A 22,770-nucleotide genomic window follows, 5' to 3' on the forward strand; every position below is an offset into this window, starting at 1 on the left:
ACTGATATAGCTTATTAGAAATTATTTTGAAATTCTTCTGCTCTTTTCTCTAATACAGCCAGAAATGATGTTTTTGCTATCTCATGAGCATTGGGCGACATAATAGCAATAATTTGATATCTGTTTGGGTAAAGCCAATGTTGACAGTAAACTAAGTAATGATTTGATTTTCTTTGTATTTGAGGTGTCTTTTTATTCCATCCTGGTTCAAGTGGTATTCTAATATGTATTTTAGAAATAAGAGATTGACATAACTTGGCATTATTTTCCCAGCGACCATTGGCACCTAAATAATTAGATAATATATTGTCTTCTTTCCAAAGTTTTAATAAATGAGCATATTCATTGGCGATAGTTTTATGTTCAATATCAGGATGTATTGATATTTGAGTCATAAAGTATCAATTACTATTAAACTTAGGTATATCAAGCCCTAATTTTATATGCTCAGATTGTATTAATCTCTGCATCTCAGCATTAGTTACATTGGGTTTTTTATTTGTTGTTTTTAATGGCTGATGAGTTTGTTCTATAAATGAAACAATCTCAGTTAATACACTTCTATACATTGCTAAAGAGCGACCAAATAAAAGAATACTTTCTTTTTTTAAGATATCGTTATTTAAACACGATGCAAGGACATTTTTTATATCAACTAAAGAGGTATCTATATCTTTTATATTTTTATTTATTTGTTCATAAATGTGTTGGCTAATAAATAAATTTTCATGGTTTTCCCATTCTTTTTTTAATCTAATTAAGTCACTATTGAGTAACTCAGCTAAAGTGCTCATTTTTTCAGTAGCATCATCAATCGGAATAGCAACAAGTTGATTAGATACAGGAGATGCAAAAGAGTATTGAATATTGGGGATCAACGATGATTGTTTATGTCTAAAACTTTCAGCAGGAACAGTGGCTAATCCCATAGAAATTAAAGTAACAAGTTTAGGTAAGTTCTTGCGGTATTGAAGAGTTTTCATTTTGCCACATCCTTTAGAAGTTGGTTCTATTTTAACCTCTCAACACTTATTTTAAAATCTGATATGAAGAAATAACGACTGAAATAGGTCTTAAAAATTAATCCCCAACTAATAAATAATATACCTATTAATAAGATAAATGAATTAGGTGGGGATATTTTGTTATGAGTGTACAGTTTATCTATTTATCCCCAAACCCTGTAAATTCATCTTGATAATTATAAATACCGGGTGGTAATACAAGCTGTTTGGCAACATCTGCTGCAGCTTCTTTGCCTTTTAAGCGTTCGATAATTTTTAGTGCAAAATCGATAGATGTTGCTGGAGCTTGGCTAGTAATTAAGTTAACTCTTTCATCATAATAGACGCGATAATCAACCCATTTTTTCGATGAGATTTTATCTTTTAATGCAGGAAAACCCGTCATATTGCCGATGGGAAAAATATTATGGGATTCAAGGATCATTGCGGGTGCTGCACAAATCGCGGCAACAAGCTTATTTTCGCTGTGCATGCGACGTACTTTCTCAACGACTAAAGGGCTGTCTCTTAATGTTTCAGTACCTTGTAATCCACCGGGTAGAATAATAACGTCATAGTGGTGATCGGCAATACGAACTAAAGGAGCATCTGCGACAAGTTTTATGCCTCGGGAACCTGTAATTATAAGTTCATCAACATCATCTTCTGCACTTGCAAGCACGACATTAATACCTGCCCTTACCAGCAAATCTGCGGTAGTTACGACTTCGGTTTCTTCACTTCCATTAGCTAGGCAGATGAGCGCTGATATGGTCATAATTGCCTTCCTGTTGTTTAATAAATTGGAAAAGATGGTTATTTTCTGGCAATACAAGCCCTTGTTCTGAAGCTCGACGTAATAAATAACCCGTAATATAGTCAATCTCTGTATGGCGTTGATATTTCACATCTTGATACATAGAAGAATAATTATTTGCTGTTTGTTCTATCGTATCAATAATATAGCCATGAAGATGGGTTTGAGATGTTGGTACAACACCTTCACGTTCCATCACTAGGTAAACTTCATCGCATATTTTTTGAATATGTTCAGGATAACGCAATAAATCCCCATTACGGCATTGATAATAAACGGTAAGAGGGTTGATAACACAATTAACAGCAAGTTTTAGCCAACTAATTGTATGAATATCATTGTGCCAAGCGACATCGGGTAAAGCATGATGCAAGGTTTCTGCTAAATAGCTATATTGTTGAGCTGCATGATTTAATGGACCTATATGTGTTATTCCTGTTGCGGTATGAATAACATCTTGTCCTTGTTGATAAGCACCATGAGTAATGATGCCTTGTAAGATTGGTCTGGATATAGAGTGCTGTGTTGCTGTTAATTCATCTGCTGTTCCCATGCCATTATGAATTAATAAGATAGGACATTGTGCAGATAAAAAAGGTAGAAGAGCATTAACCGCATCTGAGACTTGCCAAGATTTTAAGCAAACAATAAGTAATTCGCTTTGTTTTAACCATTCAAGTTGATTTGCAGTAATACGTTGATAAAAAGGCTCGCCATTAATGTTATCAACACTTACATCTAAAAAAGGCTGAGGTACTCTTAGCCAACCTTGTACTTCATGAGATTGACGTGTTAAAGCTGCAACCCAAAGTTTACCAATCGAACCACACCCTAAAACGGTAATTTTCATTGTGCCTCTTTTTACAAATCGTAATAGCGTAAGGTGGCTACTGACGGTCATTAGACTATTTAGCTAAAATTATAACATTGATTGCACTTCTCTGTTTAAAGTATGTTTGCGCTTTACCATAAAGGTAAAACAGGGGGGATAAATTTGTTATTGAATGTGCAATGCTTTTTTGCAACCCTAAAAGAAGCTATTATTTGGGTTGTATTTATTTATTGAGGAAGAAAGAATGCCATCTTTTGATATCGTATCTGAAGTTGACTTACATGAAGTGCGTAATGCGGTGGAAAACGCGCAACGTGAACTGACTACTCGCTGGGATTTTCGTAACGTTGAAGCAAGTTTTGAATTAAACGAAAAAGCAGAGTCAGTGAAAACGACCAGTGTATCTGAATTTCAGGTTCAACAATTATTAGATATTCTGCGTGAGAAAATGGCAAAAAGAGGGATTGATGGTGCGGTATTAAATATCCCTGAAGAGATGACTCACAGCGGAAAAATGTACAGCGTAGAAGCTACCTTAAAACAAGGTATTGATTCAGCATTAGCTAAGAAAATTGTTAAGCTGATTAAAGACAGTAAATTGAAAGTTCAGGCTCAAATTCAAGGTGAGCAAGTGCGTGTTACAGGTAAATCGCGTGATGACTTACAAGCTGTGATGAAATTAGTAAGAGAAGGTGAGCTAGGACAGCCATTCCAATTTAACAATTTCCGTGACTAATTTTTTATCTATTTAGTCATAAAAAATGCGCTGGTTTAACAGCGCATTTTTATTTTATCCAGTAAATTTATTGATCCTTAAACTAAAGGGATCAGAGACTCTAATGTTGTTCTTGGCGTCTGTTTAGTATCAACCTTGATATAAGCACTCTGTTCATCTGCCATAATCACCACTTCATTAACGCCCGCTTGTTGCTTAAATAATTGTTGTAGTTGCTGCTGTTGGCTTGAAGATAAATTCTCAGGTAATTCAATGCGTAAGCTACTAACATAAGAGGGTTGGCGTAATGTTAGGCTAATGAAAAACCAAATAAGCCCAATCACTAAACAGCCTAAAAATACAGTTTGTGCATTATAATGCTGGTAAAGCCATCCGCCTAATATTCCGCCCAATGCCACACCTAAAAATTGGCTGGTGGAATAAATTCCCATCGCTGTACCTTTATAACCTGCTGGTGCTTCTTTACTGATTAATGAAGGAAGAAGAGCTTCCATAATATTAAAACCAATAAAGAAAATTTGAATACCCGCAATAATTAACCATAAGCTAGAGCCTGAAATAATAAGAATGGCTTGAGCAATAATAAGTAATAAAATACAGAATAAGAAAACTTGTTTCATCTTTCGTTTCTTTTCTGCATAGATAATAAAAGGAAGTACAGTAATAAAGGCAATAAGCATAGTGACTAGATAAACAATCCAATGCTTCTCTTTTGCTAAACCGGCATTACTCATAACCAGAGGAAGTGCAACAAATGCAGCCATTAATAAGGTATGTAGTGAAAAAATACCTGTATTAAGTTTAAGAAGCTGTGCATCAAATAAAACCTTTTTTACACTGCCACGAACAAAACCTGATTCTCGATTAAGAATATGGTGTTCGCTATTCGGTACAGTAAAAAGTGTAATAATAATGCCACCAAAGGCGAGTAGGGCAATTCCCCAAAATAGCCCATGTAAGCCAAAGATATGCGTTAAAATAGGTCCTAGAACTAAGGCTAAAGCGAACGTTATTCCAAAGCTAATACCAATAAAGGCCATTGCTTTTGTTCTATTTTGTTCTCGTGTTAAATCTGACAATAAAGCCATTACCGCGGCTGATATAGCTCCCGCTCCTTGTAATGCTCTACCAATAATAATGCCGTAGATATTGTCACTGAGAGCTGCAATCAAACTACCAATAATAAAAATAATTAAGCCAAAAACAATCATAGGTTTTCGACCAAATTTATCAGAGAAAATACCAAAAGGAATTTGGAATATAGCTTGTGTTAATCCATAAATACCGATGGCTAATCCAATGAGAGATTCTGTTGCGTGTTGTAGTTGAAGCCCATAGGTGGTTAAAACTGGGAGTACCATAAACATGCCAAGCATGCGAAGAGAAAAAACAGTGCCTAATCCCCATGTTGCTTTGCGCTCTAATGGAGTCATTTTATTATCATTCATGGATTACCTCGAATTACTGATCCTCCTCATTGTAATGGCAAATCTTGGCGAGGTTAATCAATAAATGGGATACAAAAAAGACAAAACTGTACTGATATCATGCGAAGTCATAAAAAAGATAAAAAAATACCAGTCAGAAAGCTGACTGGTATTTAGGTTACTTTAATAAATACATTATCTTAGATACGCAAGAACTGCTTCTGTGGAGCTTGTTGGATCAACAGACATCATTACGCTTAATGAAGTTATTGCGACAATAGAGAAAATAAATAATTTTCGCGCCCACACAATATCATTGGTTGCTTTGTAACCAGATAATGCCATGCCTAACCACCAAATACTGACGGCTGAAGCCACAATCAGGTATTTATAGCCTGCGTAACCAACTAATGTCAGCATTAAGGTTGCAATCATAAACGCCAGAATATAGAGAATAATATGACGTTTAGCGACTGAGATCCCTTTAATCACAGGTAATACAGGGATATTTGCAGCTTGGTAGTCTTTAAAACGGAAAATAGCAATGGCATAAGAGTGGGGCATTTGCCACAAACTAAAGATAAGTAATAGGATTGCCGCGCCTGCATCAAATTCACCGCTAACGGCACAATAACCGATAACAGGCGGTGCAGAGCCAGATAAACTTCCAATCAGTGTGCCATACACAGATTTACGCTTCATATAGAGGCTATAAACCCCAACATAAATAATAAAACCGAATACAGCGATAAACATTGCAAGTGGGTTGGCTGCTACATAGAGCAGCACAACACCTGCAATACCTAATACTGAGGCATAAATCAGGCTAATTTGAGGGTCAATTAATCCTTTAACTAATGGACGATTCTTCGTTCTTTCCATGATACGGTCAATATCACGGTCAATATAGTTGTTAAAAACACAACCAGAAGCAACGACCAGAGACACCCCAAGTAGAGTCGCGAAAAATAGGGAGTAATCAATCTCACCTTTAGAAGCGAGTAGAAAACCACCTATTACAGAAATTAAATTTCCGAAAATAATTCCTGGTTTGGTGACTTGTAGGTATTGCTTAATCATAGCGACAACTCTTAATCCATCATCATATTGATGTTCAGGTTGTACATAATCCACAACGAGCCTACGACAACAATGCCGATAATAAGCAGTGTGAACAGGAATGCGACGACGTTCCAGCGCTCTTCTGATGACGTATTCATATGCAAGAAGCAGACTAAGTGAACCACAATCTGCACAACTGCCATACCGACAACAGTCCATAGAATTGTTGCTGGTGTCGCGGTTCCTTCCATCACCATCCAAAATGGAATAACGGTGAGGATAACAGACAGAATAAAGCCGATCAGATAAGACTTCATGCTGCCGTGGCTTGCGCCTGAAGGAGAAGTATTTGGATGACTCATTACATCGCTCCCATCAGATAAACTACGGTGAACACACAGATCCAGACAACGTCAAGGAAGTGCCAGAACAGACTTAAACAACTTAAACGAGTGCGGTTAACTTCAGTTAAACCACGGCGTGATACTTGGATCATCATAATAACAATCCAAATTAAACCCGCAGTTACGTGAAGACCGTGCGTTGAAACTAATGCAAAGAATGCAGATAAGAATGCACTGCGATCTGGGCCATAACCTTCTGCGATTAGCTCATGGAATTCGTAAACTTCCATGATGACGAAACCTAAGCCGAATAAGAAAGTAACAAATAACCACAGATTAACTTGGCTAACGCTACCTTTATTCATGCTCAGCATAGCGAAACCAAAAGTGATACTACTAAATAGCAGTAAGAAGGTTTCAACTAAAACAAACGGTAAGCTAAAAATCTCTTTACCTGAAGGACCATCCGCAATCCCGTTAACAAGCACCGCATAAGTGGCGAATAAGCTGGCAAACAGGATAAGGTCGCTCATTAGGTAGATCCAGAAGCCGAAAACTTTCGTTGCTCCTGCATCGTGGTGCCCATGATGCTCATGGGCGTTTGTGTTATTTACAGTTTGAGTAGACATTATTTCACACCTGCTTTTTTCAGTTCTTCATAATGCTTATTCTCGAGAGCTTCAATTTCAGGTACTTGGACATAGTAATCCACATCTGTATCAAAGCTTTTCACGATCCAAGTGACAATCATGCCAGCGAAACCAACGATAGCTAACCACCAGATATGCCAGATCATGGCAAAACCAAGTACTAGACTGAATGCTGAAATAATCACACCAGCGCCTGTATTTTTAGGCATATGGATTGGTTCGTATTTAGTTGGACGCTGATAAGCTGTGCCTTTTTCTTTCTGATCCCACCACTCATCACGAGTTTGAACATTAGGTTCAACGGCAAAGTTATAGAAAGGAGCAGGTGAAGAAATCGACCATTCCAGAGTACGACCGCCCCATGGATCTCCCGTTAAGTCACGGTTTTGATCACGGTCACGGATACTTACGTAGATCTGGATAACTTGACAAGCGATACCGATAGCAATCAACGCAGCACCACCCGCAGCAACCATCAGCATTGGATGGAATTCTGGGTTGATGTTTTGGCTGATACGACGAGTCATACCCATAAAGCCAAGAATGTACAGTGGCATAAAGGCCATAAAGAAGCCGATAAACCAGAACCAGAATGCACGGATACCCCATTTTTCATTCAGTGTGAAACCGAATGCTTTAGGGAACCAATAAGTCATACCTGCGAAACAGCCAAATACCACACCACCGATAATAACGTTATGGAAGTGAGCAATTAAGAATAAGCTGTTATGTAAAACAAAGTTTGCACCCGGAACGGCTAACAGAACCCCTGTCATACCACCAACAGAGAAGGTGATAAGGAAACCGATAGTCCACAGCATTGGGCTTTTATATTCGATACGACCTTGATACATCGTAAACAGCCAGTTAAAGATTTTAACCCCTGTTGGTATAGCGATGATCATTGTGGCGATACCGAAGAAGGCATTGACGTTTGCGCCAGAGCCCATGGTAAAGAAGTGGTGTAACCAAACGATAAATGACAACACGGTAATAACGACAGTTGCACCGACTAATGAGGTATAACCGAATAACCGTTTTTTAGAGAATGTTGCTGTAACTTCAGAGAACACACCAAATACTGGCAGAACAAGGATATAAACTTCTGGATGACCCCAAGCCCATACAAGGTTGATGTACATCATCATATTACCGCCCATATCATTGGTAAAGAAATGCGTACCAAGATAGCGGTCTAAAGTTAACAGCGTGATAGTGACTGTTAAAATTGGGAATGCAGCAATAATCAGGACGTTAGTACATAAAGCCGCCCAAGAGAATACTGGCATTTTCATCATGCTCATACCCGGCGCACGCATACGCAGGATAGTTGCGAAGAAGTTAACCCCTGTTAGAAGCGTACCAATACCGGATATTTGTAAACTCCATATCCAATAATCGACCCCGACTCCCGGGTTATATTCCAAGCCAGAAAGTGGTGGATAAGCTAACCAACCTGTTTGTGCGAATTCACCAACACCTAAAGAAAGGTTAATGAGTACCACACCAACAACAAAGAACCAGAAGCTCAGTGAGTTAAGGAACGGGAAGGCAACATCACGAGCGCCGATTTGTAAAGGCACAACAAGGTTCATCAGACCCACAACGAAAGGTGTTGCCATGAAGAAAATCATGATAACGCCGTGTGCGGTAAAAATCTGATCATAGTGATGAGGTGGTAAGAAACCTGCTTCGCCGGCAGAGGCGAGCGCTTGTTGGCTTCTCATCATAATCGCATCGGCAAAGCCACGGAACATCATGACCATTGCAACGAGGATATACATAATACCAATTTTTTTATGGTCAACGCTGGTTAACCATTCAGTCCACAACCATTTCCATTTACGAAAATAAGTTAGCGCACCAACAACAGCAAGCCCACCAAGTACAATACCGAGTAAAGTAACTACGATAATTGGCTCGTGTAGCGGGATTGCATCAAGAGTTAATTTTCCGAACATGCCTTTATTCCTCTGCTCCTGCATGCGCCGCATGGCTCATGTTCATATTCATTGTTGCATCAGCATGTGCTGTCTGATTGCCACTGGTGTGAGCGCCATGACCTGTATGACCAAATTTAGAAATGGTCTCTTGGAATAACATTGGCTTCACGCTTGAATAGTAGGTCACTGGATTTTTCTGGCTTGGTTTAGCAAGTTCATTAAATGCAGCGGTCGTATTTAACGTATCTGACGATTGTTTGACTTTTTCAACCCACGCATCGAAACCGGCACGATCAGGTGTCGCAATCGCTGTAAATTTCATATCAGAGAAGCCGTGTCCACTATAACTTGCTGACATACCTTGATATTCACCTGGTTCATTAGCAATTAAGTGCAGCTTAGTTTGCATTCCTGCCATCGCATAGATTTGTCCACCTAAGCGAGGGATAAAGAATGAGTTCATGACAGAGTCAGAAGTGATTTTGAAATTAACAGGAACATTAGTAGGGAAAGCCAGTTCATTAACTGTTGCAATACCTTGTTCTGGATAGATAAATAACCATTTCCAATCCATTGAAACAACTTCAATGGTGACAGGTTTTTCTGTGGACTCTAATGGTTTGTAAGGATCAAGTTCATGGGTTGTTTTCCATGTAATACTCGCCAAAATCACAATAATGATAATTGGCACCGTCCAAACGACGAGTTCAATTTTATTTGAGTGAGCCCAGTTTGGGCGATAGGTGGCTTTAGTATTGGATTCACGGTAGCGAAAAGCGAAAACAATCACCATCAGTATTACCGGTATCACAACAATTAACATTAAACCAAGCGCAATGAGGATTAATGTTTTTTGCTCAGCGCCGATAGCGCCTTTGGGATTCATTAACGCCATATCACAGCCACTTAATAGAAGAGCTGCTGCTAATAGCGAAAGTGTCCCAATACTTTTTATGTATTTCATAAGTCTCATCCAACGACCCAAATGACAAAGGTTCTATTGTTGTTTCATCAGTATCAGTAAGGACATTTTACGGTAAGGTTGCGACAGTGTAAACAATTGTAATGGTAAGTAAGAGGTTGGTTAGTCTTTTGTGTTAATGTGATCACAAGTAATCAAACTATTAAATAAATGTTAATTTAATTATTGCGTATTAACTATAATTTCATAAAGTACCATGTTTTTAAAATAAATACATATTTTTACAAATAAAAATGCAGTAAAAAGTGTAAGAAAACGTATTTTGATTAAAAAAGTAACAAATTAGAGGTCGGAGGAGAGTTGATAGGTAAAATCCTTTTTATCTTGATGTTTAATATCTATATTTGATGCTTGTGTGATTTTTAATATGGGCAATTAGTGATTTAATGAATGTTTGTATCCAATGAGAAAGTTTTTCATTAAGTGATAAAAAGAGGTTACAGCGAATAAAAATGCTTTCGCTGTAATAAAAATTAACAATTAGTGATTAAAAGTTATATTTCAAGCTATATACAATGCCGTCTTGCAGGAAATCTTCGCCTAACTTTTTATAAGCATAACGATATTGAATACCTGTGGTAATAGAGGTCGTTGGATGCCACCAAAAAGCTAAAGCGCCATTAAACCCATTTTGCCCGCCATTGCCATAACGCTTATGACGGCTAAATTCCATTTCATGCCAATTGCTAATGCTAAATTTTTGATCTCTAATAGAAAAATCATATCCAGCAACCCAGCCAACGACGTAGCCATTATTTCCTGAATAATAAGTTTGATCGACATAATGAAGCGCAACGAATGGTTTAAACCATAAATTATCAATTTGTGTGTTATAGCCTAAACCGTAGAGCGTATTAACTTCATGGAAATTACCATTATTTTCTTTACCCGGAAGTGACCATGTGCCGTAAACATGCCCATATAAATTAAAATGACTTTCACCTAAATAAATACGGCTTGTTGTTTTTACGGTATAGCGTTGGTTATCACCCGGTTGTGTTTTTCGAGGGTTAAATAGGTTTTCTAGATCAAAGAAGCCATAAAACTCGCCCCATGAAAAATTGGCACCGCCTTCAAGTTCTAAATAGGCAAAATCATCTTTATGAGAAGATTGCCCTGTTTTGTGTGTTGTATGAGAAGTCCAATCAAGATAATTGATGCTGGTATTAGCGAAGCCACCTAAATAGCTAGCTTGAGCCGATAAAGAAAGTGTACTTGCGATGGTTAATAAAAATGTTTTTTTTATCATGAATAATCTCAATTAAATTTAATGAAATAATTTTGCGGTGAATTTGTTTTTTAATTTATTTTGAAATTATAACCCAAAGAATTCACATTTATAGATCATAATGTTGAAATTAGGATCTATTTCTAGAATATTAAATTGATAATAAAAAGTGGGATTTTTAGTATTGTTTAGTTTATTTTTATAATTTTATCTATTTTGAATGAATTAAGCGCTTAATAATGGTTTTTTGGCAAGTAAAACAGGAAGTAGAACAGGAAGTAAAAAAGGAAGTAAAAGAAGAAAGAAAAATATGCAGTAAAAGTTGCGTAAAAATACCTCACGACACAGGAATAAAGGGATAGTATCATTAAGCAATATTCGTTTTTATCTTACTTGGAATTTTCATTGTGACCTCATTTGCTGAACTTAACGCACTTCCTGCTGAACAACTCGCTAACCTTAATGAATTGGGTTATCTCACTATGACTCCAGTTCAAGAGGCCGCTTTACCTGCCATTCTTGAAGGAAAAGACGTTCGCGCTCAGGCAAAAACAGGCAGCGGTAAAACAGCTGCTTTTGGTTTGGGGCTTTTGCAACACATTGATGCAAAACAGTTTAATACTCAATCACTTATTTTATGCCCAACGCGAGAACTTGCTGATCAAGTTGCAAATGAATTACGCCGTCTTGCTCGTTACCTTCCAAATATCAAAGTATTAACGCTGTGTGGTGGCGTTCCATTTAGTATCCAGCGCGATTCATTAATACATGCTGCGCATATTATTGTTGCAACACCGGGCAGATTGCTTGATCACCTAAAAAAAGAGACTGTTACGTTAGATGATGTGAAAACATTGGTATTGGATGAAGCAGACAGAATGTTGGATATGGGATTTTTTGATGATATCAACGATATTATTTCTCGTATGCCAACAGCACGCCAAACGTTGCTCTTTTCTGCAACTTGGCCAAATGAAATCGCAACAATTAGCCGTAAGATCCAGCAAAACCCAGTCACTATTGAGATAAATTCTGTTGATGAACTTCCGGCTGTTGAACAGCAGTTTTATGAAATATCTCGTCATGGAAAAATAGGATTACTGCAAAAGCTTTTAAGTCGTGAGCAGCCTGCCTCTTGTGTTGTGTTTTGCAACACAAAGCGAGATTGCCAAGATGTGTATGAAACACTGACAGAAAGCAACCAAAGTGTGCTTGCTTTACATGGTGATATGGAACAAAGAGAGCGTGACCAAACGCTTATTCGCTTTGCTAATGGAAGTTGTCGTGTATTAGTAGCAACAGATGTTGCGGCTCGTGGACTTGATATTAAAGCATTAGAAATGGTGATTAACTACGAATTGTCGTGGGATCCTGAAGTACATGTTCACCGAATTGGTCGTACAGCCAGAGCGGGTGAAAGTGGATTAGCGATTAGCTTTTGCGCACCAGAAGAAATTCAGCGTGCTAACGCTTTAGAAGAGATGCTTCATATGAAGATAAATTGGTTACCAGTGCCTACTGGGCTACAAATTACGCCTCTTGAAGCAACAATGGCAACATTATGTATTGATGGTGGTAAAAAAGCCAAAATGCGCCCAGGTGATATTTTAGGCGCACTAACGGGTGATATGGGTTTCAATGGTGCCGATATTGGTAAAATTATGATCAACCCAACTCATGCTTATGTTGCTGTAAAACAATCTATTGCAAAACAAGTCTGGAAACAGCTGCAACAAGGTAAAATCAAAGGTAAAGCCGTAAAAGTAAGATTATTTAGATAAATTATCTTTACTAAGAATACAAAACTAAGAATACAAAAAGGACAGCCTAAGCTGTCCTTTTTTATGGTGCATATCTTGAAAAGACAATAAAACTAATATGTTGTTTTTTTAAGGGCTAAATAATCTAAGATTGTGCCAAAGACAAGGCTTACCGCACCAACAATCACACCATATAAAAAGAGTGTTGAAGCCCAAGCGCTTAATCTATCAGTATCTATTGATTGAATAAAATCGACAGACTGGAACATTTCTAAAGTTGGTAGTGAATTTGTAATTACAAAAATTAAGCTACAAAGAAAGAAAAGAACAGTCAGCATCAAACCATAAATAGCAAAACGGTATTGTTTAATAAACAAGGTTCTTCTAAGAAATTCACCTGTTTTTTGCGTGTAAATAAGCGTGTTTTTCGAAATCAACAGCAAGATAAGACCGGGTACAGAAGCAACAATAGAAAAAAGGTAAAATGCTTCCCAACCATGGCTTTCAACATACCAGCCTGCAACTGGACCAACATAAACACGACCAATGGCAGAGAGAGCCGAGAGCAACGCAAATTGTGTTGCTGAAAAAGAGAGATGGCAAAGCGTCATTAAGAGGGCAACAAATGCTGCTGTTCCCATACCGCCACAGATATTTTCAAATGCAACTACGGCACCCATGCTGTAAATACTTTGCTCAGAAATAGCTAAATACCAATAACCGATATTTGAACCGCCTTGCAAAATACCAAAAATCATCAGTGCTTTAAATAAACTCCAACGGCGCATTAATAAACCACCTAGTAATGCCCCAATAATAGTGGCGGCAAGTCCAAGTGTTTTATTCACTAATCCTACTTCACCCGCATCAAATCCAGCACCGCGAATAAGAAAAGTGGTACTTAAACTTAGGGCAAAAGCATCTCCCATTTTATACAGCACAATAAGCAGTAAAATTAGCCAAGCATTATTACGAGAGAAGAACTCATATAAAGGTTCAATAACAGCTTCATAGAGTGTACGTGGAGGCTTTACTGCGGTTTCTGGCTCTTGGGCAAGTAATGTGGCAATAATACCAATACCCATTAAAGCAGCCATTAACCAGTACATGTTTTGCCAGCCAATATATTTATCAGCTAACCAAAGCGCCATGCCCCCAGAAACAAGCATTGCTATGCGATAGCCTAATACAGAAACTGCAGCACCTGTACCACGCTCATCTGCTTTTAATATATCTGTTTTATAGGCGTCAAAAACAATGTCTTGTGAAGCGGAACAAAAGGCAACAATGACAGCTAAAGAGGCAAGCCACCATAAATGATCATTCGGATTTAAAAATCCCATTCCTGCAATACCAAGCACTAACCCTATTTGAGTCAGTAACATCCATCCTCGGCGGCGACCAAGAAAAGAGGGGGTATAGCGATCCATAAAGGGCGACCAAAGGAATTTAAACACATAGGCTTGTCCCACCAATGAGAAAAAACCAATGGTTTTTAAATCGATATCTTCTACTGTCATCCAAGCTTGTAATGTACCTGCTGTTAACGCCAGAGGTAATCCAGAAGTAAAGCCAAGTAATAGAAGAATAAATGATTTATACCAAGTGGTTTGTTTGAAGGCGGGCTGAACCATGCAAAAATTCCTTTCAACGACCCGTTTGAGATAACAGGTCGTTTGTTCTAATAAAATTAACGAGCGTTAGATTTGATAAATTGACTGACTGAAGCGTCTTTTGCCATATCGCTAACGAGTTCACTTAAGACATTGTTAATCGCGGCGGCAATTTTCTCATTAGTTGCACCAAATGGACCTTGAACATTGTAGCTAGTACGGAATGTTTTGGTATTAGAACTGCCATTCGGTAAGGTGACGATAACTGAAATATCCGCTTTTGCACTGATATTATGACGAACACTTCCTTCTCCCACATCTGCATTGAGTTTATTGATAACAATAATCACATCAGCAGCAGCAGGAGAGCCCATCATAAAACCACGGGCTGCCATTTGTTTTTGTAGAACTTCTTGCATTAAAAATGCAATGTCACGAGTTGGAACTAGAACTTCTAATTTACCGTTGCGGTTGATTTCCGCTAGGTTTTTTGATGCACGTTTGTCTTGGCTTGAAATATTCAGTGAAATAGGGCGCATTGTTGGGTCGGCCGCAGGAACTGACATTACAGGTTCAATAGATAATTTGTTACTAGGAGTTGCACAACCTGAAAGCAGTGTTAATGCAAAAACAGCACAGAGTAAATTTTTAATCATGAGGTAATCTCGGTTAAATATGTCTGTTATGTTAACAAGTAGAATAGGCTTCAAACTTTAGCCTATCATACCACTGCTGATAGGTTGCTAATATCCCCTTAACGAACGAAATTATCTGATTTTATCAATTGATTTTATTTCAAATTACTCTCATTTTTGCTCATGCATTTGACAATATTTGGTCAATGGTTTTACTCAAGATGAAAAATAAGCGATTATCATCAGCAAAATTAAAAAGAATAAGCCCATCATTGTGTATTGATAAAGACTAAATCAATATAGTCTGGTTGACTTGTTTTTTGTTCACCATGGTATAAAGGCTAGAGTATTAGGGGCAGAGATGATCCGTGATGATATTGAGAATAAGCTGATTTCACGCTTTTCACCGCATTTTTTACAAGTAATAAACGAAAGCCATCGCCATAATGTGCCCGAAGGCTCTGAAAGCCACTTTAAAGTCATTATCGTGAGTGATGATTTTAATGAGAAACGTAGTGTTTCGCGCCATCGTGATGTGTACCAAACATTAGCTCATGAAATGGAAAGTGGTGTTCATGCATTAGCATTACACACTTTTACTTTGAGCGAATGGAATGAACAGCAGGATAAAGCATTGCGCTCTCCTGGGTGTCGTGGCGGAAGCCAAGAAGATTAACAACCTTATCGTTAATCGTGAGTAAATAGATCCTAAGATGCGTATTTTTTGTTCTTTATAGAGGGAAAAAGGGGCGAGTTGCTCGATTTTATGAAAAAATTGAGGAATAAAACGGCTCTTTCTCGACTCAACCCCTCTAGATCGTTATAATGTCGCGTCTAATTTTCAGTAAGGTTTCGGGATGCTTCTGATATCAGGGATCCTCGTTTTTTTAAATGTGGCGGCCCCGGTTCTGAAAGGAAAATAAATCTAAACATGTCAATATCATGTTAGTTTCCTTTAAAGTAGACCGAGCACTAAAACTTATTTTGAGGTAACAAGATGCAAGTTTCTGTTGAAACGACTCAAGGCCTAGGGCGTCGTGTCACAATCACCGTACCAGCCGCTGATATCCAAACTGCTGTAGACAGTGAACTGAAAAAAGCTGCTAAAACTGTTCGCATTGATGGTTTCCGTAAAGGTCACGTTCCAATGTCAATGGTTAAACAGCGTTATGGTATGTCAGTATTGAATGATGTTCTGGGTGACCTGATGCAGCGTAATTTCATTAACGCTATCATCGAAAACAAAGTAAACCCAGTTGGCGCGCCTGACTACAAACCAGAGCAATACAAAGAAGGTGAAGACTTTGTTTACTCTGTAGAATTCGAAGTTTTCCCAGAAATCGAACTGAAAGATCTGGAAAGCATTGAAGTTGTAAAACCTGTTGTTACTGTTAAAGACGAAGACGTTGATAACATGTTAGAAACACTGCGTAAGCAACAAGCAGAGTGGAAAGACAAAGACGGTGAAGTTGCAGCAGAAGATCGCGTAACTGTTGATTTCAACGGTTCTATTGACGGTGAAGAATTCGAAGGCGGAAAAGCTGAAGATTTCGTACTGGCAATGGGTCAAGGTCGTATGATCCCAGGTTTCGAAGAAGGCGTTATCGGTCATAAAGCTGGCGAAGAATTCACAATTGATGTGACTTTCCCAGAAGATTACCACGCTGAAAACCTGAAAGGTAAAAAAGCACAATTCGCTATCAACCTGAAAAAAGTTGAAGAGCGTGAACTGCCAGAATTAACTGAAGAGTTCATCAAGCGTTTTGGTATTGCTGATGGTTCTGTTGATGGTTTACGTGCAGAAGTACGTAAAAACATGGAACGTGAACTGAAAAATGCAATACGTACTCGTGTTAAATCACAAGTTATTGATGGCTTAGTTAAAGCAAACGAAGTTGACGTACCTGCAGCTGCTGTTGACAGCGAAATCGAAGTTCTGCAACGTCAAGCAGCTCAACGTTTTGGTGGCGACGAGAAACAAGCTCTACAATTACCACGCGAACTGTTCGAAGAACAAGCTAAACGTCGTGTAATCGTTGGATTACTGTTAGGTGAAGTGATCAATAGTAATGAACTGAAAGCAGAAGACGACCGTGTGAATGCACTGATCGACGAAATGGCTTCAGCTTACGAAGATCCATCAGAAGTTGTTGAGTTCTACAACAAGAACGAACAACTGATGAATAACATCCGTAATCTTGCGTTAGAAGAGCAAGCGGTAGAAAAAATCTTAGCAAATGCTAAAGTAACTGAAAAAGAAACTAACTTCACTGAACTGATGAACGAAGTTCAAATGGGTTAATTCTTAACCGCGATATCGGTTTTAAGCAAAAACCCGTGGTTTTTACCACGGGTTTTTTTCAGTTTGTGTATATTTATCAAATTTTGCCTTGAAATTTGAGCGATTATCTCCAGATAATTCTATATTCTCTTTATCACTCCTCGCGAGGCGCCTTGAATGTCTTGTGAGAGATTAGATCATTAGAAATGGTCATGATCAATTATCTCAAGTAAAATTGTTGTCATTGGCACCAATAAGAATGCAATAGGAGACAGACATGTCATTTAACGACACACAGGAACAATTCGCACCTAATATGGCTCTGGTGCCGATGGTTATAGAGCAAACTTCGCGTGGAGAGCGTTCTTACGACATTTACTCACGTTTATTAAAAGAACGTATTATTTTCCTGACTGGCCAAGTTGAAGATCACATGGCTAATCTTATCGTTGCTCAAATGCTATTTTTAGAAGCAGAAAATCCAGAGAAAGACATCAACCTTTATATCAATTCACCAGGTGGTGTCATTACTGCAGGTATGTCTATTTATGACACCATGCAATATATCAAAGCAGATGTAAGTACCATTTGTATGGGGCAAGCGTGCTCAATGGGTGCTTTCTTATTATCTGCTGGTGCGAAAGGTAAACGTATTTGCTTACCTAACTCTCGTGTGATGATCCACCAACCATTAGGTGGTTTCCAAGGTCAAGCAACAGATATTCAAATTCATGCTCAAGAAATTTTGAAAGTAAAATCTCGTATGAATGAGCTAATGGCTCAACATACAGGTAAATCTATTGAAGAAATAGAAAGAGACACTGAGCGTGATCGTTTCTTATCCGCTAACGAAGCGTTAGAATACGGATTAGTGGATAAAGTCTATACTCAACGTAGCTAATTATTACTCGTTGTAATAGCAATTGAATTAACACGTTTCCTTTGTTATAGAATCGCGCAAAGGAAACGGCTATTAATATCTCTATGTAAAAAGTCTTTCTTCTTCTTATTAATTGAATAAGAAGAATAACTAAGTGAGGTTGACTGATGACAGATAAGCGCAAAGATAGCTCAGGGAAGCTTCTGTATTGCTCTTTCTGCGGTAAAAGCCAGCATGAAGTAAAAAAATTGATCGCTGGTCCGTCGGTTTATATCTGTGATGAATGTGTCGATCTTTGTGTTGATATCATTCGTGAAGAAATAAAAGAACTGGCACCTCATCATGAACGCAGTGAATTGCCAACGCCACATGAAATCCGTAAGCACCTTGATGACTATGTTATCGGTCAGGAATTGGCTAAAAAAGTTTTGGCTGTTGCCGTTTATAACCACTATAAACGTCTGCGTAATGGCGATAAAGCCAATGGTGTAGAGCTAGGGAAAAGTAATATTTTGCTGATTGGTCCTACTGGTAGCGGTAAAACGTTATTAGCAGAAACATTAGCACGCTACCTTGATGTTCCTTTTACTATGGCAGATGCCACAACGCTGACAGAAGCGGGTTATGTGGGTGAAGATGTTGAAAACATCATTCAAAAACTGCTACAAAAATGCGATTACGATGTGCAAAAGGCACAACGTGGTATTGTTTATATTGATGAAATTGACAAGATCACCCGTAAATCTGAAAACCCATCAATCACTCGTGATGTGTCTGGTGAAGGTGTACAGCAAGCATTATTGAAATTAGTTGAAGGCACAGTGGCTTCTGTTCCACCACAAGGCGGACGTAAGCACCCACAACAAGAGTTTTTACAAGTTGATACTTCTAAAATTCTCTTTATTTGTGGTGGTGCATTTGCAGGGCTAGATAAAGTTGTTGCACAACGTTTAAATACGCATTCAGGTATCGGTTTTGGTGCAGAAGTTAAAAGCCAAAAAGAGAAAGCTAGCGAAGGTGAATTATTAGCTCAAGTAGAGCCAGAGGATCTGATTAAATTTGGTCTTATCCCTGAATTTATTGGTCGTTTACCTGTTGTTGCAACACTCGGCGAATTAAACGAAGAAGCGTTAATCCAAATCTTACAAGAACCTAAGAATGCACTGACTAAGCAATATCAGGCATTATTTAAATTAGAAGGTGTGGATTTAGAATTCCGTAAGGAAGCGCTGACTGCGATTGCGAAAAAAGCCATGGTACGTAAAACGGGTGCGCGTGGTTTACGTTCGATTGTTGAAGCCGCATTACTTGATACGATGTATGACCTTCCTTCATTTGAAAATGCAGAAAAAGTGGTCATTGATGAAGGCGTTATTAATGGAAAATCTGAGCCACTGATTATTTATAGTCAGCTAGAAAACCAAGCGTCTGGTGAATAATGCATCGTAATTTGGCAATGTCTCTTGTCTGACATTATCTGGTTTTCTCTCAAAATAAGAGGAAAATTTAAGATAAGGCGCGCCAACGCAATAAAAATGAGGGAATTTTCCCTCATTTTGTTTTTTTAATGGGTAAGGCTATTGAATGTCAGAAAAGTGCCCTTATATATTTTGACAATCCGTGGAATTAATTTTATTTGGTGACATGCGAATAAAATTACCTGTAAAAGCGTTAAGCTAAAAACGAAGAGAGAGCTCTATGAATCCTGAGCGTCCAGAACGTATTGAAATACCTGTATTGCCATTACGTGATGTCGTTGTATATCCGCATATGGTGATCCCGTTGTTCGTTGGTCGTGAAAAATCTATTCATTGCTTAGAAGCTGCGATGAACGACAACAAACAAATTATGCTGGTTGCGCAGAAAGATGCATCTACTGACGAACCAGGTGTTAATGATCTTTTTTCTGTTGGTACAGTTGCGTCTGTTTTACAGATGCTAAAACTGCCTGATGGAACAGTGAAAGTCCTTGTTGAAGGTATTCGTCGTGCCAAAATTACGACGTTATCTGACAATGGTGAATACTTTCAGGCGAAAGCAGAATACCTTGAAACGCCTGCTGTTGATGAGCGCGAACAGGAAGTCTTAAATCGTACAACGATTAATCAGTTTGAAGGTTATATCAAACTGAATAAAAAAATTCCGCCAGAGGTATTAACCTCATTACATGCTATCGAAGAATCAGCGAAATTAGCAGATACCATTGCTTCTCATATGCCGCTGAAATTAAAAGATAAGCAAGCTGTACTTGAAATGTCTGATGTCACAGAACGCCTTGAATATTTAATGGCGATGATGGAATCAGAAATCGATCTGCTACAAGTTGAAAAACGTATTCGTAACCGCGTTAAAAAGCAGATGGAAAAGAGTCAGCGTGAGTATTATCTCAATGAGCAAATGAAAGCTATTCAAAAAGAATTAGGTGAGATGGATGATGCACCTGATGAAATGGAATCGCTGAAACGTAAAATCGACGCTGCTAAAATGCCAAAAGAGGCAAAAGAAAAGACAGAAGCGGAACTTCAGAAATTAAAAATGATGTCGCCAATGTCTGCAGAAGCCACGGTTGTACGTAGCTATATTGATTGGATGGTTCAAGTTCCTTGGAATAGCCGTAGCAAAGTTAAAAAAGACTTAGTGAAAGCACAAGAAGTCCTTGATACTGACCATTACGGTTTAGAGCGTGTTAAAGAGCGTATCCTTGAATATCTCGCGGTACAGTCTCGAGTTAGCAAAATTAAAGGGCCAATCCTGTGCTTGGTAGGACCTCCAGGTGTCGGTAAAACCTCACTGGGTCAATCTATTGCTAAAGCAACAGGCCGTAAATATGTTCGTATGGCGTTAGGTGGTGTACGTGATGAAGCTGAAATTCGCGGTCACCGTCGTACTTACATCGGTTCTATGCCAGGTAAATTAATTCAGAAAATGGCAAAAGTTGGCGTTAAAAACCCACTTTTCCTGTTAGATGAAATTGATAAAATGTCATCAGACATGCGAGGCGATCCGGCTTCTGCACTGTTAGAGGTGTTAGATCCAGAACAAAATATCGCATTTAACGACCATTATCTGGAAGTCGATTACGATCTGTCTGATGTTATGTTTGTGGCGACATCTAACTCCATGAATATACCGGCACCGTTGTTAGATCGTATGGAAGTGATTCGTTTATCAGGTTATACCGAAGACGAAAAACTGAATATTGCTAAGCAACATTTGTTACCAAAACAGATTGAACGTAATGCGTTAAAACCAAGTGAGCTGACAATTCATGACAGCGCAATTATGGGCATTATTCGTTATTACACGCGTGAAGCGGGTGTACGTAGTTTAGAACGTGAAATTTCTAAATTATGCCGTAAAGCAGTAAAACAACTGCTAATGGATAGCACAATCAAACATATTGAGATTAACGAAGATAATCTCAAAGACTACTTAGGTGTTCGTAAAGTTGACTACGGTCGTGCTGATACAGAAAACCGAGTAGGAATGGTAACAGGGCTTGCATGGACAGAAGTCGGTGGTGATCTACTGACTATTGAAACAGCTAGTGTACCGGGTAAAGGCAAGCTAACATTCACTGGCTCTTTAGGTGAAGTGATGCAAGAGTCTATTCAAGCGGCAATGACTGTCGTTCGTGCTCGTGCTGATAAACTTGGTATTAATGGCGATTTCTATGAGAAACGTGATATGCACGTACACGTTCCTGAAGGCGCAACACCAAAAGATGGTCCAAGTGCAGGTATCGCAATGTGTACTGCATTGGTATCAAGCCTAACAGGTAATCCTGTGCGTTCTGATGTTGCAATGACGGGCGAAATTACGTTACGCGGACAAGTATTGCCAATTGGCGGACTGAAAGAAAAGTTACTTGCTGCACATCGTGGTGGAATTAAGACAGTTCTTATCCCAGATGAAAATAAACGTGATTTAGAAGAAATTCCTGAAAATATTGTTGCTGATCTGGATATTCACCCGGTGAAAACAATTGAGGAAGTTTTATCGTTAGCCCTGCAAAACTCACCGTTTGGCATGGAAGTTGTGACTGATAAATCACACTAAAGAGTGATATTAGTCATAAATAATAGCTAAAAAAAAGGCTGGATAAGTAATAAAAGCTTGCCAGCCTTTTTTTGTGTCGCTAATTTAATGGCGATTTTAATTAAAAATGCTGTTTTATCGGTCTTGCTATATCTAAAAAGGCTTGATATAACGACGTTTGCAAAATTTGCCATTAATGGTGAAAAATAACGCATAAAATTATGGGGATGAAAGCGTGAATAAAACTCAACTGGTCGATAAAATTGCTGCAAATGCAGATATCTCAAAAGCGGCAGCAGGTCGTGTTGTAGATGCTCTGGTTGCTTCTATCACTGAATCTTTACAAAAAGGTGATGATGTAGCATTAGTAGGTTTCGGTACTTTCACTGTACGTGATCGTGCAGCTCGTACAGGTCGTAACCCACAAACAGGTAAAGAAATTCAAATTGAAGCTGCAAAAGTTCCTGCATTCCGTGCTGGTAAAGGCTTAAAAGACGCAGTTAATCAATAATAGTTGAACTTATTTTCTGCCAATTTG

Annotated in this window: 21 protein-coding genes; 8 read left to right on the forward strand and 13 right to left on the reverse strand. The window is 38.4% G+C overall.

Going from position 1 to position 22,770, the window contains the following annotated elements; all coding sequences use genetic code 11:
* Positions 1-14 precede the first annotated feature (14 nt).
* From BTA34_RS02165 to panE, 4 genes are all read right to left on the reverse strand, one after another.
* Complete coding sequence (locus tag BTA34_RS02165) at positions 15-395, reverse strand: type II toxin-antitoxin system YafO family toxin (RefSeq protein WP_151434314.1); 381 nt, start codon at positions 393-395, stop codon at positions 15-17.
* 6 nt (positions 396-401) lie between these two features.
* Entirely contained in the window at positions 402-983 is a 582-nt protein-coding gene (locus BTA34_RS02170) for a hypothetical protein (protein ID WP_151434315.1), read from the reverse strand.
* 181 nt (positions 984-1,164) lie between these two features.
* Positions 1,165-1,782, reverse strand: coding sequence for a protein deglycase YajL (yajL, locus tag BTA34_RS02175; protein ID WP_151434316.1), 618 nt, complete (start codon positions 1,780-1,782; stop codon positions 1,165-1,167).
* Positions 1,751-2,671 (reverse strand): 2-dehydropantoate 2-reductase, encoded by a 921-nt coding sequence (gene panE / locus BTA34_RS02180; RefSeq protein ID WP_151434317.1) that lies wholly within the window; start codon positions 2,669-2,671, stop codon positions 1,751-1,753. The genes yajL and panE overlap by 32 nt, the downstream gene beginning before the upstream one ends.
* Positions 2,672-2,897: 226 nt before the next feature.
* Between panE and BTA34_RS02185 the strand changes: the two genes are divergently transcribed.
* Positions 2,898-3,389, forward strand: coding sequence for a YajQ family cyclic di-GMP-binding protein (locus BTA34_RS02185; protein ID WP_109391993.1), 492 nt, complete (start codon positions 2,898-2,900; stop codon positions 3,387-3,389).
* 77 nt (positions 3,390-3,466) lie between these two features.
* On the opposite strand, the gene BTA34_RS02190 is transcribed toward BTA34_RS02185, so the two are convergent.
* The 7 genes from BTA34_RS02190 to BTA34_RS02220 form a co-directional block, all read right to left on the reverse strand.
* A complete protein-coding gene (locus BTA34_RS02190) occupies positions 3,467-4,837 on the reverse strand; it encodes an MFS transporter (RefSeq protein WP_151434318.1) in 1,371 nt (456 codons plus the stop codon).
* Between the two features lie 174 nt (positions 4,838-5,011).
* Positions 5,012-5,896, reverse strand: coding sequence for a heme o synthase (gene cyoE / locus BTA34_RS02195; protein ID WP_100159245.1), 885 nt, complete (start codon positions 5,894-5,896; stop codon positions 5,012-5,014).
* A gap of 11 nt (positions 5,897-5,907) precedes the next feature.
* Complete coding sequence (locus BTA34_RS02200; protein WP_006535101.1) at positions 5,908-6,240, reverse strand: cytochrome o ubiquinol oxidase subunit IV; 333 nt, start codon at positions 6,238-6,240, stop codon at positions 5,908-5,910.
* Entirely contained in the window at positions 6,240-6,851 is a 612-nt protein-coding gene (locus BTA34_RS02205; protein ID WP_036932890.1) for a cytochrome o ubiquinol oxidase subunit III, read from the reverse strand. Before BTA34_RS02205 ends, BTA34_RS02200 begins: the two co-directional genes overlap by 1 nt.
* Complete coding sequence (gene cyoB, locus BTA34_RS02210) at positions 6,851-8,833, reverse strand: cytochrome o ubiquinol oxidase subunit I (protein WP_151434319.1); 1,983 nt, start codon at positions 8,831-8,833, stop codon at positions 6,851-6,853. The genes BTA34_RS02205 and cyoB overlap by 1 nt, the downstream gene beginning before the upstream one ends.
* Before the next feature lie 4 nt (positions 8,834-8,837).
* Complete coding sequence (gene cyoA / locus BTA34_RS02215; protein WP_151434320.1) at positions 8,838-9,788, reverse strand: cytochrome o ubiquinol oxidase subunit II; 951 nt, start codon at positions 9,786-9,788, stop codon at positions 8,838-8,840.
* 496 nt (positions 9,789-10,284) lie between these two features.
* Positions 10,285-11,046, reverse strand: a complete 762-nt coding sequence (locus BTA34_RS02220) for an outer membrane protein OmpK (protein WP_151434321.1) — start codon at positions 11,044-11,046, stop codon at positions 10,285-10,287.
* Between the two features lie 386 nt (positions 11,047-11,432).
* Between BTA34_RS02220 and dbpA the strand changes: the two genes are divergently transcribed.
* Entirely contained in the window at positions 11,433-12,806 is a 1,374-nt protein-coding gene (gene dbpA / locus BTA34_RS02225) for an ATP-dependent RNA helicase DbpA (protein WP_151434322.1), read from the forward strand.
* A gap of 92 nt (positions 12,807-12,898) precedes the next feature.
* Here dbpA and ampG read toward each other — a convergent pair whose 3' ends face one another.
* Both ampG and BTA34_RS02235 read right to left on the reverse strand, forming a co-directional pair.
* Positions 12,899-14,419, reverse strand: coding sequence for a muropeptide MFS transporter AmpG (gene ampG / locus BTA34_RS02230; protein WP_151434323.1), 1,521 nt, complete (start codon positions 14,417-14,419; stop codon positions 12,899-12,901).
* 56 nt (positions 14,420-14,475) lie between these two features.
* Entirely contained in the window at positions 14,476-15,054 is a 579-nt protein-coding gene (locus BTA34_RS02235; RefSeq protein ID WP_151434324.1) for a YajG family lipoprotein, read from the reverse strand.
* Positions 15,055-15,394: 340 nt separating this feature from the next.
* Here BTA34_RS02235 and bolA point away from each other — a divergent pair, with 340 nt between their 5' ends.
* From bolA to hupB, 6 genes are all read left to right on the forward strand, one after another.
* The gene (bolA, locus tag BTA34_RS02240; RefSeq protein ID WP_151434325.1) at positions 15,395-15,709 is read left to right on the forward strand and encodes a transcriptional regulator BolA; all 315 of its coding nucleotides are present in this window, start codon (positions 15,395-15,397) and stop codon (positions 15,707-15,709) included.
* A gap of 321 nt (positions 15,710-16,030) precedes the next feature.
* Positions 16,031-17,335, forward strand: coding sequence for a trigger factor (gene tig / locus BTA34_RS02245; protein ID WP_023580863.1), 1,305 nt, complete (start codon positions 16,031-16,033; stop codon positions 17,333-17,335).
* 256 nt (positions 17,336-17,591) lie between these two features.
* On the forward strand, positions 17,592-18,215 hold the full coding sequence (clpP, locus tag BTA34_RS02250) for an ATP-dependent Clp endopeptidase proteolytic subunit ClpP (RefSeq protein WP_100159251.1): 624 nt from the start codon (positions 17,592-17,594) through the stop codon (positions 18,213-18,215).
* A 146-nt stretch (positions 18,216-18,361) separates the two neighbouring features.
* Positions 18,362-19,633, forward strand: coding sequence for an ATP-dependent protease ATP-binding subunit ClpX (gene clpX, locus BTA34_RS02255; RefSeq protein WP_023580862.1), 1,272 nt, complete (start codon positions 18,362-18,364; stop codon positions 19,631-19,633).
* A 259-nt stretch (positions 19,634-19,892) separates the two neighbouring features.
* Positions 19,893-22,253 carry an endopeptidase La gene (gene lon / locus BTA34_RS02260; protein ID WP_075671981.1) on the forward strand — a complete coding sequence of 787 codons (2,361 nt, stop codon included), beginning with the start codon at positions 19,893-19,895 and terminating at the stop codon, positions 22,251-22,253.
* A gap of 214 nt (positions 22,254-22,467) precedes the next feature.
* Complete coding sequence (hupB, locus tag BTA34_RS02265; RefSeq protein WP_151434326.1) at positions 22,468-22,743, forward strand: nucleoid-associated protein HU-beta; 276 nt, start codon at positions 22,468-22,470, stop codon at positions 22,741-22,743.
* The last annotated feature ends 27 nt before the right edge of the window (positions 22,744-22,770 follow it).

The organism is Proteus sp. CD3 (genome assembly GCF_008808075.1).
GTDB classification, from domain to species: domain Bacteria; phylum Pseudomonadota; class Gammaproteobacteria; order Enterobacterales; family Enterobacteriaceae; genus Proteus; species Proteus appendicitidis.

What these genes read in the sequence shown, in the direction of transcription:
- BTA34_RS02165 (WP_151434314.1), bottom strand. Translation starts at nt 395, where the DNA reads ATGACTCAAATATCAATACATCCTGATATTGAACATAAAACTATCGCC.
- BTA34_RS02170 (WP_151434315.1), bottom strand. Translation starts at nt 983, where the DNA reads ATGAAAACTCTTCAATACCGCAAGAACTTACCTAAACTTGTTACTTTA.
- yajL (WP_151434316.1), bottom strand. Translation starts at nt 1,782, where the DNA reads ATGACCATATCAGCGCTCATCTGCCTAGCTAATGGAAGTGAAGAAACC.
- panE (WP_151434317.1), bottom strand. Translation starts at nt 2,671, where the DNA reads ATGAAAATTACCGTTTTAGGGTGTGGTTCGATTGGTAAACTTTGGGTT.
- BTA34_RS02185 (WP_109391993.1), top strand. Translation starts at nt 2,898, where the DNA reads ATGCCATCTTTTGATATCGTATCTGAAGTTGACTTACATGAAGTGCGT.
- BTA34_RS02190 (WP_151434318.1), bottom strand. Translation starts at nt 4,837, where the DNA reads ATGAATGATAATAAAATGACTCCATTAGAGCGCAAAGCAACATGGGGA.
- cyoE (WP_100159245.1), bottom strand. Translation starts at nt 5,896, where the DNA reads ATGATTAAGCAATACCTACAAGTCACCAAACCAGGAATTATTTTCGGA.
- BTA34_RS02200 (WP_006535101.1), bottom strand. Translation starts at nt 6,240, where the DNA reads ATGAGTCATCCAAATACTTCTCCTTCAGGCGCAAGCCACGGCAGCATG.
- BTA34_RS02205 (WP_036932890.1), bottom strand. Translation starts at nt 6,851, where the DNA reads ATGTCTACTCAAACTGTAAATAACACAAACGCCCATGAGCATCATGGG.
- cyoB (WP_151434319.1), bottom strand. Translation starts at nt 8,833, where the DNA reads ATGTTCGGAAAATTAACTCTTGATGCAATCCCGCTACACGAGCCAATT.
- cyoA (WP_151434320.1), bottom strand. Translation starts at nt 9,788, where the DNA reads ATGAGACTTATGAAATACATAAAAAGTATTGGGACACTTTCGCTATTA.
- BTA34_RS02220 (WP_151434321.1), bottom strand. Translation starts at nt 11,046, where the DNA reads ATGATAAAAAAAACATTTTTATTAACCATCGCAAGTACACTTTCTTTA.
- ampG (WP_151434323.1), bottom strand. Translation starts at nt 14,419, where the DNA reads ATGGTTCAGCCCGCCTTCAAACAAACCACTTGGTATAAATCATTTATT.
- BTA34_RS02235 (WP_151434324.1), bottom strand. Translation starts at nt 15,054, where the DNA reads ATGATTAAAAATTTACTCTGTGCTGTTTTTGCATTAACACTGCTTTCA.
- bolA (WP_151434325.1), top strand. Translation starts at nt 15,395, where the DNA reads ATGATCCGTGATGATATTGAGAATAAGCTGATTTCACGCTTTTCACCG.
- tig (WP_023580863.1), top strand. Translation starts at nt 16,031, where the DNA reads ATGCAAGTTTCTGTTGAAACGACTCAAGGCCTAGGGCGTCGTGTCACA.
- clpP (WP_100159251.1), top strand. Translation starts at nt 17,592, where the DNA reads ATGTCATTTAACGACACACAGGAACAATTCGCACCTAATATGGCTCTG.
- clpX (WP_023580862.1), top strand. Translation starts at nt 18,362, where the DNA reads ATGACAGATAAGCGCAAAGATAGCTCAGGGAAGCTTCTGTATTGCTCT.
- lon (WP_075671981.1), top strand. Translation starts at nt 19,893, where the DNA reads ATGAATCCTGAGCGTCCAGAACGTATTGAAATACCTGTATTGCCATTA.